The following is a 16305-nucleotide window of genomic DNA, read 5'->3' as shown; positions in this document are numbered from 1 at the left end:
TTTGTTTGAAGAAGAAAAAAATTTTAAAAAAAAACACTATTTGACATAATTTTCAGAAAATAAAATTATATCAAGTTTCATTATAATGAACTTATTAAGAAAAGAAAGTAGGGATAGTAGTTGAAAAAGAAAATGTTTAGGAATGTTACAACATTAGCATTAACAACAGGACTTATCAGTACTACAATGACACCAGGTTCCTTTTCACAACAAGTTCATGCACAAGCAACTTCAAAGGTTGAACAAGTATTAGCAAATCTTACTCCGCAGCAACGTGAGGCAATTAAGCAATTGAAATTAAGTGACAAAGAGGGACTACAATTATCTTCTGAAGTCGATCAAACAAGTGACAAGGTTACTTCTGTCATTGTCGAGTTTAAGGAGAAGCCACAGCAGACTGCGGTTTTAGAGGCAGAATCAGATGGTGTAACGCTATCAGCGGATGATGCAAAAGCAAAGGTGGACGAGTCACATGATACGTTCCAAAAAGATTTAAAAACAATTTTTAGCAGTGAATTAAAGTCAAAGAAAAATCCATATTCTATTAAACGTTCATATAAAAAAGCATTTAATGGGGTCTCTATGACTCTTCCAGCGAACAAAGTAAAATCACTGCTTAAATCTAAAGCAGTAAAAGCTGTTTGGAGTGATATGCAAGTTCAAGTTGAGCCACCTTCAATCAGTGATGTATCAACAACTAAGCAAGCAGCAACTCATACAATGGTTACATTTCCTGGAGTTGAAAAATTACATCAAGAAGGTTTTACAGGCAAGGGAGTAAAAGTTGGTATTCTTGATACTGGTATTGATTACAATCATCCAGATTTAAAAGGGGCATTTAAAGGTGGATACGATTTCGTTGATAATGACAATGACCCAATGGAAACGACATATGCAGATTGGAAAAAATCTGGCCAGCCAGAATTATCTTCTAACGGAGAGGCCTACTATACTGAACACGGAACTCATGTAGCTGGAATTATTGCTGGACAAGCTAAAAATGATGCAGACTTTGCTGTAGAAGGTGTTGCACCAGAAGCTGATCTTTATTCTTATCGTGTACTAGGCCCATATGGATCTGGTTCTACATCAGCTATTTTGGCGGGGATTGATAAAGCAGTGTCAGATGGAATGGATATTATTAATATGTCTCTTGGAGCGAATTACAATGATCCATTATATCCTACGAGTATTGCAGTAAACAATGCTGTTCTTGCAGGGGTAACAGCGATTGTCGCAGCAGGTAACTCTGGGGATCGAATGTATTCACTTGGTGCTCCTGGTAATGCACCTTTAGCAATTACAGTTGGAGCAAGTGACACATCTGTTTCAATTCCGAGTTTTACGGGTGCATTACATTCTTCAACAGGTGATTTACCTGCAGATTTAAAGTTAGCTGCTAAAAGTTTAACTGATAATGTAGGTGATTTTGAAGGACAAACATTACAAATGGTAAATGTATCATTTGGTGGTGAGGCTAGTTATTGGATGGGGGCTGCTGGTAATTCTGATCCAATCGATGTAAAAGGAAAAGTGGTGTTAGCACAAAGAGGTAGTTATGGAATTACTCAAATTATCTCGACAGCTAAAGCGCATGGAGCAAAAGCCGTTGTATTATATGATACACAAGTTCCTTTAGGTGACGTTTACCTTGGAGATGGCTATGGCTTACTTCCAACATTTTTACTAAGTTACGCACAAGGAAGTGCCCTAGCTGCTAAATTGCCTTTAGTTGGGGCATCTAAAGGTACATTTCTTGGCTTCACATTTAGCAATATGAAGCAACAAGTGACAATTGGTGATAAATTAGCGCCTTTTAGCTCACGTGGTCCATCCCGTGTGTTATACGATATTAAACCAGAAGTAACGGCACCTGGGGTATCTGTTTTCTCTACTGTTCCTTCTTATATGCATGGAGTTGATCAAATTGGAAACTATCAATACGCATATGAGCGTTTATCTGGAACGTCAATGGCAACTCCTAATGTTGTCGGTGTAGCAGCATTATTAAAACAAGCTCATCCTGATATGTCACCTTCAGATATTAAAGCAACTTTGATGAACACAGCAGATCCTTTATCTGATAAATACAGTGTATACGAAGTTGGTGCTGGTCGTGTAAACCCATATGATGCTGTTCATGCTCAGACGGAAATTCAAGTAAAAGACAAAACGTCGACTGTAAAAGAAGTAGGAAATTCTATTACAACTCTAGCAGATAAGGGAATCAAACAAATAAAAAACATTACTGGTGCACTAAGCTTTGGTGAACAACCTGTTACTGGTAAAGACTTATCAGATAATCGTTCAATCACGTTATTTAATAAGAGTTCCGTCGATAAAACATATGATGTAAAGGTACAATTCCAAACGTTGGATGCACGATATACAAATGATTCTAGAGCAGATCAAGATGCTTCTGCTAACGGGGTTACATTAGATGTTAAATCTTCTGTAAAAGTAAAACGATATGGCAGTGCAAATATGGATGCGACAATTAATGTTCCTAAAACAGCAAAGCTTGGAACATATGAAGGGTATGTAGTATATACAAACCAAAAGGATCCTAATGATACTTATAAAATTCCATTTGCTATTCATACTGTAAAAGAAGGTATCGACTACTTAACGGGTAATCCACCAGCGTTTACAGTGCCATATGAAGCGGCGAGTAATGCGACAAGATGGTCAATTGGCGTAAACTTCAAATTAAATTCACATATGCGTAATTTTGATTTCTTCCTTGTGGATCCAAAAACAGACAAAGAGTTTGGATTCTTAGGTTCAGCTGATGGAATGGGAGCAGATGAGAAAATTGAGTATTATTTCCGTGGTGTTCTGAATAATGGTCAATACTATCCATTAACTGGTGATTCAGATAACCCAATTGCATATGACCTTAAAGAATTAGATCCAGGATTATATAAAATTAGAATGGTAGGCACAAACGATAAAGGTGAAACTTTCACGGCAGATGCACCGGTTTACAATGGGGTTAAAGAAGCAAAGGTAACAATGAATAATATGAAGGCTGGCGGTATTTACGAAACTACTAATCCAACTGACACGAAAGTTACTGTATCAGGTAATGTATTTGATAAAGAAATAGACGAGATGAAAGCAGCAGGCATTACTGCATCTCAGGCTGACAATAATTTTACTTATTATAATCCTAATAATTCTCAGGAAAAAAGCATTTCACTAGACTCACAAGGTAATTTCAACGCTGAAATACCATTAAGTACATCTGGTCCAGTTGTTAATGCTATTACTGAGTACGATTTCTCAGATTATACTAAATCAACTGTAAGAAATTACGGTAGTTTTATTGATGCATATTTTGTTAGAAAAGGAACTGCATACACAACTGCTATTGCTGACAAGCAACGTATAAATATGGGTGAATCTACTACATTAACGTTCTCAACAAAAAATGTGAAAACAAATGTAAAGAAAGCTGAATTCACTTTCCTTTATCCAAGTCAGTACCTTAATTTAGTGAATGTTCAACCGAACTCGTCATTCAAAGGTAAACTAGATGTACAGTATACAACTGCTCAATTTAATAGTTCATTAACTAAAATGACAATCACTGCGACAGCAACTGGAGATTTAGCAAATGCCGGAATCGCTGGAGACGTATCATTGGTAGACTTAACATTAAAAGCAAAAGACCAATACTACAAAGGACCAATGAACTTCTACAGTGCAACAGGTTCAAGTCGATACTTTAACGCTGTTTATACGAATGTCGATAATACTACTGTGACAACACAAGGAATTCAACCATATTTCTATATTACACCAACCTATTCATTAATGAGAGCACAAGTTCAAGCTGAAGGATTAATGTCGTTAGCTGGAGAACCTATGGCGAAACAAATTGACTTCAATAAAACAGGTTCAAAAATTAGTGTGAAAGACGTAAATGGTAAAGAATACGGTGTATCTGATCCTTTAGGTTACGCTGGCAGTCTAGCACCATCAGCATTTAGAACGAGATTACCAATTACAGATGAAGATTTTACATTAAAAATTGATGTGCCAGGTCACTTTACTTTCTCTAAAGACTTTACAATCGGAGTAAAAGAAGACGGAAAAGTTACAGCTGGATCAAAACCAGTGAATTATGACTATATTCCTGGAGGAGATGTAAATAAAGATAATGTCATTGATGTAAAGGACGCTTTATATATCCAAACTTATTGGGGTACAAATAAACGTGATGCGGACATTAACTATGATGGTGTTGTTGATGCAAAAGATATGCAATATGTAATCAATAACTACCTAATGCAAAATCCATGGAATGACAATTCACCAAAAGCAGCGACAAAGTATAAAGGTGAAACATTAGATAATGTTTTACAAGCACTTGGATTAGAGTAATACAATAACTAGTTAAACGGTAACCTACAAAAGGTTACCGTTTTTTTTATGCTGTAGAAAAAATGAAGATTTTTAAAAAGCTAATTTGTATGATGTGATTGCTATTCTTAGTTTATTTAATTTAACTGGCAATTAAGTAATGATTATTCTAGATCATTTTTATTAAAATTTGAAGATGTTGATTGGAACGGAAGAATACCCGACTCCTATGAGGTATGCGGGAAACCTGAGACCCCCGCAGGAACGATGAGGCTCAGCTCATGCCCCATGGAAAGCGGGAATCCTGAAGTGAAAATCAACTAACAGATTAATTCTTTAAAAACATATAGAAATTTTGGTTCCTAAATTTTAATGAATTATTGATTATTTTACCAAGGAATTGTGAAAAATAACTTGATGCAGAAGAAATTTAATCAATTATACATATACAGTTATATAAGAATAATTTTAAAAGATTAATAAACGTTGTGATACAATGGATTAGTCGTTTTTTGAGTAAATATATGAAACAACCATTATTATTTATAATGATATAAAATAGAAAGTAAGGTAAATATAATGAATAAATTTTCAAGTTTAGGTTTAAGTGAGGAATTAACTGAGTATCTAACTGAATTAGGGATAACAGAGCCTACCCCGATTCAAGAGAAAGCAATTCCAATCGTATTTGAAGGGAAGGATTTAATAGGACAGGCGCAAACAGGAACTGGTAAAACATTTGCATTCTTATTTCCAATCCTTGAAAGAATTAATTTAGAATTACCTCATACACAAGCATTAGTAGTTGCTCCAACAAGAGAGTTGGCTCTTCAAATTACTGCTGAGGCTAAAAGGATTGTTAGTGATGATTTTGGAGTACTTGCTGTGTACGGCGGACAAGATGTTGAACAACAAGCGCGTAAACTAAAAAGTGGTGCACATTTAATCATTGCAACACCTGGTAGACTTTTAGACCATTTAAGAAGAGGAACTATAAATTTAGATAAAGTTGATTTTCTAGTGCTTGATGAAGCAGACCAAATGTTACATATTGGATTTTTACACGAGGTAGAAGATATTATCAATCATACTCCTGTATCGAGACAAACTTTATTATTTTCTGCTACAATGCCAGATCAAATCCAATCACTTGCAAAGCGTTACATGAAAAAGCCAGAAATTATTAAAGTAAAAGCGAAAAGAATTACACTAGATGAAATTGAACAATTAATTATTGAAACAACAGATCGCGGAAAACTTAATGCCTTATTGAATCAAATCAAAGAAGCAGAGCCGTTTCTAGCAATCATTTTTTGTAGAACAAAAAGAAGAGCTAATAAATTAAATGAACAGCTAAAAGGAAAAGGTCTTTTATCTGAAGAACTACACGGAGATTTAACCCAAGGCAAGCGTGAAAAAGTTATGAAATTGTTCCGCGAAGCTAAAATACAATATCTAGTTGCAACAGATGTAGCAGCCAGAGGAATTGATGTCGAAGGTGTTACTCACGTGTTCAACTATGATATACCATTGGATACAGAAAGTTATGTACATCGAATTGGTAGAACAGGACGAGCAGGAGATACTGGTATTGCGATTACATTTGCTACTCCAAAAGATTTTCAAGATATGAGAGTAATTGAAAAAGAACTTAATCTTTCAATTAAGAGAATTGAAATGGAAAGAGGAGAACGTTCAGACAGAGCGGATAGAACAGAAAATGTAGGTAGAGCAGAAAGAACAAGAATTGCAGGTAGGGAAGAAAGAACAAGAAATGCAGGTAGAGCGGAAAGAACAGGAAATGCAGGTAGAGAAGAAAGAACAGGAAATGCAGGTAGAGAAGAAAGAACAAGAAATGCAGGTAGAGCGGAAAGAACAGGAAATGCAGGCAGAGCAGAAAGGACGGGAAATGCAGGCAGAGCAGAAAGAACGGGAAATGCAGGCAGAGCGGAAAGAACAGGAAATGTAGGCAGAGCAGAAAGAACAGGAAATGCAGGCAGAGCAGAAAGAACAGGAAATGCAGGCAGAGCAGAAAGAACAGGAAATGCAGGCAGAGCAGAAAGAACAGGAAATGCAGGCAGAGCAGAAAGAACAGGAAATGCAGGCAGGCCAGAAAGAACAGGAAATGCAGGCAGAGTAGAAAGAACGGGAAATGCAGGTAGAGCGGAAAGAACGGGAAATGCAGGCAGAGCGGAAAGAACAGGAAATGCAGGCAGAGCAGAAAGAACAGGAAATGCAGGCAGAGCAGAAAGAACAGGAAATGCAGGCAGAGCAGAAAGAGCGGGAAATGCAGGCAGAGCGGAAAGAACGGGAAATGCAGGCAGAGCAGAAAGAGCAGGAACTGCAAGCAGGGGAGATAGACTGAGAAATGCCGGTAGAGCGGAAAGACCAGGAAATGCGGGGAATTCTAGAAGAGGCGAAAGAACAGAAAGTGTTGGAAGATCAAGAAGTGCAGGGAAATCAAGAAATGAAGGCAGATCTAGTAGAAGAAGTAGATAAGAAAAACGTGAAGAGTAGGTAGTTAATAGTTGTAGGAATAATCTTATAAAGTGATTTTGGGAAGGTCTTTTCCCTTAAAAATTAAATAAATAGGTGATTTTATGACGCAGAATGGATTTCGAGAGGAAAAAGAAGTACACAATTTAGAGGAATTGAAAGCCCTTATTGAAGAGGCAAAAGAGTTTATTCCGTATGGAAAAGTAGCCAATTATATTCCTGCTCTTGCAAAGGCAAATAAAAAGGATTTATCGTTGGCTGTGTTTTTGCCTGATGGAAGACATTTTGAGGCTGGAAATACGAGCATTCGTTTTACTTTGCAAAGTATTTCGAAGGTAATTTCGCTAGCTTTAGTTTTAATGGATCGTGGCGAAGATTATGTATTTGAGCGAGTAGGGATGGAGCCTACAGGAGATCCGTTTAACTCAATTGCAAAATTAGAAGTTAGGTCTGCTGGAAAGCCGTTAAATCCAATGATTAATGCGGGGGCTTTGGCAGTTACAAGTATGATTAAAGGTCATAGTATAAAAGATCGCTTTCAACGACTTTTAAACTTTATGAGAGTTTTAACAGATAATAAAGATCTTTCTTATTCGAAAGAAGTTGCTACATCTGAATTTGAAACAGCGCACTTGAATAGATCGCTTTGCTACTTTATGAAAGAGCATGGAATTATTACTGAAGATGTTGAATTGTTATTAGATTTATATACAAAACAATGTTCAATCGAAATAAACTGTTTAGAAATGGCGAGAATAGGACTTATTTTCGCGCTTGATGGTTGGGATCCAATTTCTAAAAAGCAGCTTATACCTGAAAAAATCGCAAAGATTTGTAACACTTTTATGGTTACTTGTGGGATGTATAATGCATCGGGTGAGTTTGCGATTAAAGTTGGAATTCCTGCTAAAAGTGGTGTTTCTGGCGGTGTTATGGGTGCGGTACCTCGCCGATTTGGAATTGGTGTTTATGGCCCGTCACTTGATGAAAAAGGAAATAGTATAGCCGGTATAAAATTATTAGAGTTACTGGCTTCACGATATAATTTGAGTATTTTTTAAATATAGAGGGCTGTCCATAAGTCAGGTTAATTGACGGGTGGGCAAGCTCTTTTTTATGTTGATGCGGGGTATCTCGTCAGTATTATTCATTTGTGAGGGGGGGACTGCTACTCTTTATAGTAAACTAGCATATTTTTATCGTTTTTTATCCGATTAGAGAATACTTAGAGCGATTTTGCTATTATTCCAGTTGAAATTTAGCTATTTCTGCCTGGTAATTACGTTTTAATACCTGTACTACTATAGGTATTCTTCTAACTTATTTGCGATTCTTGGGATTTTAATTGCAGTTTTGCTATTTTTATTTGCGATTCTCTAATTTTAATTGCAGTTCTGCTGTTATTATTTGCGATTTTCGAAATTTAATTGCAGTTCGCTGTTTATTTGCAGCTATTCCTCATTTAATTGCACAGTTAGCTCCCTTATTTGCGGACTACTATCACTTATTTGCAGTACTGACTTAATTGCAGTTTTATCACGTTCCTCATTTTAGTGATAAAGTCCCAATCCTCTTTTAATTTCTCTCCTTAGTCCTGCTATTCCATAATCAACCACAAATAATGAGGTCTTTAGTTTCCCTTTTTTCGAATATTTTGTGTATAGTAAGGGTAGACGCAAAAAAGGGAGATAGGAAAATGGACTCACTATTATTACTTTTTATTTTAGGAATCGGTGCAGCAGTAGTTGGAACATTAGCAGGTGGCGGGGGATTAATTACACTCCCGATGATGATTTTTCTTGGCATTCCTATTCAAACGGGTATTGCCACAAATAAGTTTGCCTCAGGTCTAGGGTCGTTTAGTAGTATTCTTTATACAATTAAAAAGAAAGATTTTAAGGCTTCAGTCATTTTTCAATTTATATTAGTTTCTTTCATTGGTGGGGGAATTGGTGCATTTGTAACGAGTATGTTAGATGAACATGTAATGAATATTGTGGCATTAGTCTTATTAACTGGTTCATTATGGTTAACTTTTGCAAGTAAAAAGTGGAACTATGAAACTACGAATAAAAGTGGTGTTGAAAAGCAAACATTGCTAGATAGGGGCATTTTGACGGGTATTGGTGTTTATGATGGGGGCTTTGGTCCAGGTTCTTCAACATTTGCAATCTTGTATTTTATTAAAAAAGGGTTTACTTATGTTAATGCAGTTCAGTTGGCTAGAGTATTAAATTTTGGGAGTTGTTTATCAGCATTTATTATATTTTATATGACAGGTCACTTCCAATGGAAAATTGCTGTGACGATGGCTGCTGCTTCAATTGTAGGTAATCAAGTAGGATTAAGATTTGCGGAATTTGTTCCAATGAAGTTAGCTAGAATTCTATTAATTTCAGTTTCTGTTTTATTAATTGTTCAAGTAAGTTTAAAGTTATTTGTATAAAAGAATCAAGGTCTGTGGATGTTTCCGCAGACCTTTTATCATTTTACTTAAAGGTAATTTCTACCACTCAATAGAATAGCTTAATTAATCAATAATTTAAGAGGTGATTGTAGTGAATCTGAAGGAATATCAATGGGTAAAAGAAAATCGTGAAGCATTGTTAAATTTTTGTGGTGAATTAAAGCAAGAGGATTTTACTCGTAAATTAGACGGGTTTGGTTTCCAAAGTGTTAGAGAAACTTTACTACATATGGCTGAATGTTATATTGCATGGGTTGGATCCTTTATATTATTGAAAACGAAAAAGGCAATTACGCCAAAGGAAAACGTTGTAAATCTTAGTCTTGATGATATTAAATCAAGATTTGAACAAGCTGATCTATTCGTGAGTGAATTATTGGATATGAAACTTGATCAATTAAATAAACCAATTGTAAGAAAGATTCCTTGGAGAGATCAAAATGAAGAAATATCTATCACACCGATAAAATTACTAGTACATGCAATCACACATGAATATCATCATAAAGGACAAATTGTCTCGATGGCTCGACAGATGGGGTATATTCCACCTAATACCGATGTTTTAGGTACAGAGGATTAAGGGGGCATAAAATGAATTTGAGGTTGGCAGAAATAAAAGATATTGAGCAGTTAATTAAGATGAGATGGGACTTTACTTTGGAAGATTATGAGACTGGAAGAATTAAAGAGAGCGAATACAATGACTTTTACAGTGAATGTCGTGATTTTTTACTAAATGCAATAAACAGTAAACAGTGGTATATATGGGTTGCTGAAATAGAACATATAATTGTTTCCCATATTTATATTGAACTTATTCAAAAAGTACCCCGACCTGGTAGAGTGACTAATCCTTTTGCTTTCATGACGAATGTATATACATTAAAGGACTATCGAGGGAAGGAGATTGGAGGGAAATTAATCTCCAAAGTGAATAAATGGGTAAGTGAAATGAAGTTCGAATTTGTTATTGTTTGGCCAAGTGAGCAAGGAGTTAATTTTTATAAGCGGAACGGTTATAATCAATGTAATGAAGCAATGGAGTATTTTCCAAATTTAGATAAATAATCTAACTTAATGCATAGGAGAATGATTTATGAATCAATTAGATACAGCTTATATAGACACTCCGTTAGGTACGTTGAGGATCGTTGGAAATGCAAAAGGAGTGTCATATATAGATTTTGTCAAAGAAGACAATGATGATATTCAAAAAATAGTACCTCCTTCTTTAAAGGATGCTGCAAATGAGCTGATTGAATATTTTAATGGATCTAGGAAGGAATTTAGTATTCAATCAATTGCAAAAGGTACTCCTTTTCAAGAAAGTGTGTGGAGGGAACTAGTTAAAATTAAATATGGAGAAACTGCTTCATATGCGGATATTGCTAGTCGTATAGGGAATCCGAAGGCAGTAAGAGCTGTTGCGAATGCAAATGCAAGAAATCCATTAAGTATCATCGTTCCATGCCATCGTATTATTGGGTCAAATGGTAAGCTAACTGGTTATGCTGGTGGACTGTGGAGGAAAGAATGGCTTTTAAATAGAGAGCAGGGAAGAGAGACGTTTAACTTGTAAAAAAAGAGCAGGAATAATGGAAGTGTTAGGAGTGGAAATCACTCCAACTTCATTATTCTTGCTCTTTTTTATTCTTTTTGGTCGTTATCGTTGTTAATGTTTATTTCGATATTTGTTTCAATGTCGTCATCAATAATCTTATCTGCGAATTTTGCTTTTTTCCTTAAATTGATGATCCTAGATATATTAACAATCACTACTTTACAAATTGCATAGGTTGGCACAGCTAAAACCATACCAAGTACACCAGCAAAGTTACCAGCGAATAATAATAATAGAATAATCGTTAAAGGATGAATATTTAACTTTTTCCCCATAATATATGGTGAGATTAAGTTTGAATCAATTTGTTGAACAATTACAATGATTAGTACAACGAATAACGCTAATTTTGGAGAAATTAGAGCCGCAACGATCACTGCAGGAGCTCCACCGATAAACGGGCCAAAGTATGGGATAATATTTGTAATAGCAGCTACTAACGCTAAAATTAGGGCATTATGTAATCCGATAATACTATATCCAATAAATGTTCCAATTCCAACGAAAATACAAACAATCGTTTGACCTTGAATGTAAGATGCTAATGTTTCGCCTGTTTCATTTGCAATATGAATTGCTTCTTTTCTTAAGCTTTGCGGTAAAAAACGCGACATCGCAGCTGGAAACTTATGACCATCTTTGAACATATAGAACAGTATAAATGGAACTGTTAATATGATTAACGTTACATTACTTAAAATATTGAAAAACGCACCAATTCCACCAGTTATGCCACCGATAAATACTAGGGCATAGTCTGCGACTTTCTTTTCTAAATCTTTAATTTCAACGTAATTTTGACTTCCTAACCATTTCTCTAATAGACCAATCTTATTTGTTGCTTCATTTACAATTGTTGGCATATTATTTACTAAATCTTTAAATTGATCAGTTAAGGTTGGGAATACATTAATGATAGATACTACAGCAATTAGGATTAATCCGAGATAGAGAAGAAGAATGCCTATTGAACGAGGCACTTTTTTACGCTCTAAAAAATCAACTATTGGTGCGAATAGGAAATATAGAAAGACTGAAACAAGTATTGGCGCGAATAAAGTACTAACTAAAATGCCAATTGGTTGAAATAAGAATGATATTTTTGTTCCAACGAATAAGACTAAGAATAATAATAGTAATTCGATCGTCCAAAATAATAACTTAGAGTTTTTATACAATTAATATCCTCCCACTATATTTTAATTAAAAAACTATGTATAAATACCATATTATAACAAAAAGAGATGCTTGTAAAAGCATCTCTCGGTGGATAAAATTAAAAATTTAATTGAAGTACATTTTACTGATTTGGTTCAGTTATTGTTTGCATTGTACCTGTTTTATGCTTGTTGCCACTGTAGAAACGGAATAAATCACCGTAAACAATATTATCTGAAAGTGTTAGTTCTTTTTTAGCTTTATCAATTAATAGTTTCGCTTCTTGATCAGGAACTTCTACTTTTTCAGCAGTTAATCGATTATAAAATTCATTAGAGCCAGCTACATAATAATATTTACTTGTAACGAAGCTTCCATCACGGAAAACAATGAATTCCGAATAATCTGGGCTAAATAAATCTTTACCAAATTCAATATCTGATTTTGTATCAACGCCTAACAGATGAAGAATCGTAGGTTTTACATCAATTTGACCAGCAACCTTTGAGATTGTTTGACCTTGTTTTTGCATAGGTAAATGAATAATAAATGGTGTACGTTGTAAATCCATATGGTCATATGGAGTAATTTCGTCTTTACCTAAGAACTGAGCCATTGCACGATTGTGGTTTTCAGAAATACCATAATGATCACCATACATTACAAGAATTGTATTATCATATAGACCTGATTTTTTCAAACCTTCAACAAAGTGTTTAATTGATTCATCCATATATCGTACTGTCGTTACATAACGATCAAGTGTCTCGTCACCAGAATTATATTGATCAATGTATTGATCTTGAGGATCAAGTACGAAAGGATAGTGGTTTGATAAAGTTAAGAATCTAGTATAAAACGGTTGTTTCACTTGTGATAAAAGAGGAAGTGATTGTTGAAAGAAATCTTCATCCTTTAATCCCCAGTTTACCGAGTTTTCATCGGTAATATTATAATCTACTTCATTAAAGTAGCGATCGTAACCTAAAGAAGGGTACATTACATTTCGATTCCAAAAGCTTTTATTATTTGCATGGAATACAGCTGAATAATATCCTTGATCTTTTAAAATTTCAGGTGTAGCCATATATTCGTTATTTGCATGTGTAAAATAGACAGCACCGCGGTCTAATGGATATAAAGAGTTATCAATAATGAACTCCGCATCAGATGTTTTTCCTTGGCCGGTTTGGTGATAGAAGTGGTCAAAATAATAACTTTCTTTAATGTATTTATTTAAAAATGGAGTTATTTCTTTCCCATTAACCTTTGCGCCAATTGTGAAATTTTGCATTGATTCTAAAGAAATAACAATAACATTTTTTCCTTTATATTTACCGAAAAGCTTGGCATTTGCTTTTGCGCCGTTACTATTTACATAGTTTTCAATTTCAGTTAATTTACTGCTATCCGCAAAGGCCTTTTGTGTTGAAGTCTTTGTTTGAAGTGATAAATCATAACCTTGGTACACATATAATCCAAGATTTTTTACAAGCATTTCACGATCAAACGAACGAGTAAGTAATTCGGGTCTTTCCATTTCAGCTAAACCTAAGTTTAAAACTGCAATTGCAATCGTAATTAAATAGTAAGTTGACTTCATAAATGAAGGTACTCGACCAGTGTTTGAAAATTTAGGAAATTTCTTTGAGATTAAATATAGGATAAGAATATCAATAAACATAAAAAGAATTTTAAAGCTTGCTAGTTCTTTTACGCTTGATCCTAAATCACCCATATTACTAGTTTGGAACAGCACTGGTAATGTTATGAAGTCGTTAAAGAATCCGTAAAATAAAACGTTTCCACATAATAGCAAGGTTAAAATGAAATTAATCAAAAGCGCGATCGTATTACGTTTTTTCCCTTTGAAAAAAAGTGCGATCCCTACAAGGAATAATGAGGATGCCAAAGGGCTAATAAATAATATTACATTTTGAAAGACGGTATCAATTTTTAAATCGAATCCAAACAGAGTAACAATATACGTTTTTAGCCAAACTACTAACGCAACTAGTAATACGAAACGTACACGTGAAAATGTTGCTTTAATTGAAGTAGGCATAGTCCTAATCCCCCTTAAATACAAAACAAACTAGCGGTCATTCACTAGCTTTTCTTTAAATATGCATCTCTCTAAGTCGTCAAAATTTATCGTACTCCGTTTAATTTTAAAAATCAATAGGAAATACGATTTCATTATGTAAATCTGTTCGACAAAATATTCTAACTTCTTATAAAATAAAAAGAAATAGGTTACTAGTAAACCTATTTCTTTTCATCTTATGGACAACTATCTTATTCTATGCTTCTTAATAATAACTTTTTTAACATTGGTTTTAATTGTAGTCTTAAATCTTCTGCATTTGAAGCGATTAAGTAATGGTGCTGATAAATATTTTTCATTAATTGTGAAGTTTCTTCTTGATGTTCTTCTTCCTCAATGAATGTACCGATTACCTCAATTCCAAGTTTTCTAGCTTGTTTAACTGCTTCATGCGTATCGATAATCCCATCTTGGAAATAATCTAATGCTGAAGGTTCGCCGTCTGTAAATACGAGTAAAAACTTATGCTTTTCCGAACGTTTAGCTAGTTCTTCTGAAACAATTCGAATCATTAAGCCGTCACGATTGTCCTCTTCTTCTTGAAGCTGCATGATATTTGGACCTACAGAAGGTGATAAAGAGCTTGAAAACGGAATGACTTGATGTAAAATATTTGGTTTGTTTTCTTTTGTAGCATTTGAAGCATCCTCCCAAAAGCCGCTAATGCTATGAGAGATTTTTAATTGTTTTAATGTTTCATGGAATAAAATGACGCTTTTTTTCACTTCATCCATTTTATTAAACATCGATCCCGAGCAATCTACTAGTAAGTAAAATACAGCATCTAATTCTTTCGATTCAGTTTGTTTTTTATAAAACATTTTAGGATTTTCATCTGTGAAAAGTCGAATCCATTTTTTATTTAACCTACCATAGTATTTATCAGTAGGTGCATTTTGTTTATTTTCTAATGATTTTTCAATCGTTTTTCTTAGTTCTTTAACATCTTTAGATACCATTGAAGACAATGTAGAATACTGTTTCTTTTCAGTAACTGTTTGCCCAATTGCTTCTTTATATTTAATAGAAACATTACTATTGTATTTACCAAAAGGATTTTGCTGCGCAGAGGATGAATTCGTAGCCTCATATGAATCAGTTTGTTTTGACTTTTTATTCTCTCCTTGTTTAGAGGAACCAAATGCATTTGCAATTGCCTGATCGCCGGCCTCTTCTTCTCGTGCAAAATTTGCTTTAATAGAAGTTTTTGTACCACTTTCAACTTCAAATCGTAAAAAATTATCATCTGTTTCATTATTTTTACTTTCTCTATGCCAGGTTGATAATCTTTCATCTTCGCTATTTCTTTCATCAAGACCCTCTTGTTGGTCGTCATTTTGAAGCTCTTTTACCTTACTATTACATGAAGCTAATTCGTTAATTTTATTTAACGGTAAATAGCCAAAATATGTGTGAATCATATCTTCCTTATATAGTGAGAGTAATCTCTGCTGCACTCTAAATACAATAGAAGAAATATCACTTGTTTTCTTAGCTTCAAACGCTTGGAAGAGGATGGGTAAAATATCCTCTAGTTGTTCATTCGTTTGATAAGTTAATTGAGTAGAAGTAAGTGAAAGATAAATTAAACAAAACAACTGATCTAATTGGAAATTACGCATTTCATTTGCTTTGAATTGTGATTGAAAATAATGTCTATATATTTTTTTTCTCGTAGAAAATAATTGTCTTGTACCTGGCCTTTGATGAATAATCAACTCTTCAAGTCGGATATCCTCAAGAAGGACAAACAATTGTGTGAAAAAACTTTTTAAATGAGTTTCTTGTAATTCCTTTAGTGTATCTTTGAATTCACTAAAATCTGAGTAATGTTTGTTACCTAAAGCTTTTAAGTAAACATCTGATTTCAAACCTTGTAACTGTGTACTATGCTCTTGTGTATCCCAAAAATGACTTACAGTAAATTTTTGTTCTTCATCGTCGTAATACGCTTGAAAATCAAATTCTAAAAATGAACTACGATCTTTCGAAAGAGAAATTGATAAATTTTCCATTTGAAGAAAAGTAGAAGCGTCGATTTTTTTATTGTTAAAAATGATTTGTTTCATATGTTAATCATCACTC

The 16305-nt window shown here is 34.2% G+C and carries 10 protein-coding genes; 7 read left to right on the top strand and 3 right to left on the bottom strand.

Features of this window, described 5'->3' with window-relative positions; all coding sequences use genetic code 11:
- Positions 1-120: 120 nt before the first annotated feature.
- From BED47_RS20940 to BED47_RS20910, 7 genes are all read left to right on the top strand, one after another.
- Positions 121-4389: a S8 family serine peptidase gene (locus BED47_RS20940; protein WP_084007024.1), complete on the top strand. Its 4269-nt coding sequence runs from the start codon at positions 121-123 to the stop codon at positions 4387-4389.
- Positions 4390-4947: 558 nt separating this feature from the next.
- A complete protein-coding gene (locus BED47_RS20935) occupies positions 4948-6867 on the top strand; it encodes a DEAD/DEAH box helicase (protein WP_069035263.1) in 1920 nt (639 codons plus the stop codon).
- Positions 6868-6968: 101 nt separating this feature from the next.
- Positions 6969-7925, top strand: coding sequence for a glutaminase A (gene glsA / locus BED47_RS20930; protein WP_069035262.1), 957 nt, complete (start codon positions 6969-6971; stop codon positions 7923-7925).
- Positions 7926-8560: 635 nt separating this feature from the next.
- Positions 8561-9310 carry a sulfite exporter TauE/SafE family protein gene (locus tag BED47_RS20925; RefSeq protein ID WP_069035261.1) on the top strand — a complete coding sequence of 250 codons (750 nt, stop codon included), beginning with the start codon at positions 8561-8563 and terminating at the stop codon, positions 9308-9310.
- Positions 9311-9422: 112 nt separating this feature from the next.
- Positions 9423-9914 carry a DinB family protein gene (locus BED47_RS20920; protein ID WP_069035260.1) on the top strand — a complete coding sequence of 164 codons (492 nt, stop codon included), beginning with the start codon at positions 9423-9425 and terminating at the stop codon, positions 9912-9914.
- A gap of 11 nt (positions 9915-9925) precedes the next feature.
- A complete protein-coding gene (locus BED47_RS20915) occupies positions 9926-10402 on the top strand; it encodes a GNAT family N-acetyltransferase (protein WP_069035259.1) in 477 nt (158 codons plus the stop codon).
- A 28-nt stretch (positions 10403-10430) separates the two neighbouring features.
- Positions 10431-10913: a methylated-DNA--[protein]-cysteine S-methyltransferase gene (locus BED47_RS20910; RefSeq protein ID WP_069035258.1), complete on the top strand. Its 483-nt coding sequence runs from the start codon at positions 10431-10433 to the stop codon at positions 10911-10913.
- A 68-nt stretch (positions 10914-10981) separates the two neighbouring features.
- On the opposite strand, the gene BED47_RS20905 is transcribed toward BED47_RS20910, so the two are convergent.
- From BED47_RS20905 to BED47_RS20895, 3 genes are all read right to left on the bottom strand, one after another.
- Entirely contained in the window at positions 10982-12133 is a 1152-nt protein-coding gene (locus BED47_RS20905; RefSeq protein WP_069035257.1) for an AI-2E family transporter, read from the bottom strand.
- 122 nt (positions 12134-12255) lie between these two features.
- Complete coding sequence (locus BED47_RS20900; protein ID WP_069035256.1) at positions 12256-14178, bottom strand: LTA synthase family protein; 1923 nt, start codon at positions 14176-14178, stop codon at positions 12256-12258.
- A gap of 233 nt (positions 14179-14411) precedes the next feature.
- A complete protein-coding gene (locus tag BED47_RS20895; protein WP_069035255.1) occupies positions 14412-16289 on the bottom strand; it encodes a vWA domain-containing protein in 1878 nt (625 codons plus the stop codon).
- Positions 16290-16305: the final 16 nt, after the last annotated feature.

Origin of the sequence: Gottfriedia luciferensis, assembly GCF_001712755.1 — a bacterium.
Lineage (GTDB): Bacteria > Bacillota > Bacilli > Bacillales > Bacillaceae_G > Gottfriedia > Gottfriedia luciferensis_B.
Note: the sequence above shows the minus strand (reverse complement) of the source record. Positions and strands in the feature narration are given on the sequence as shown.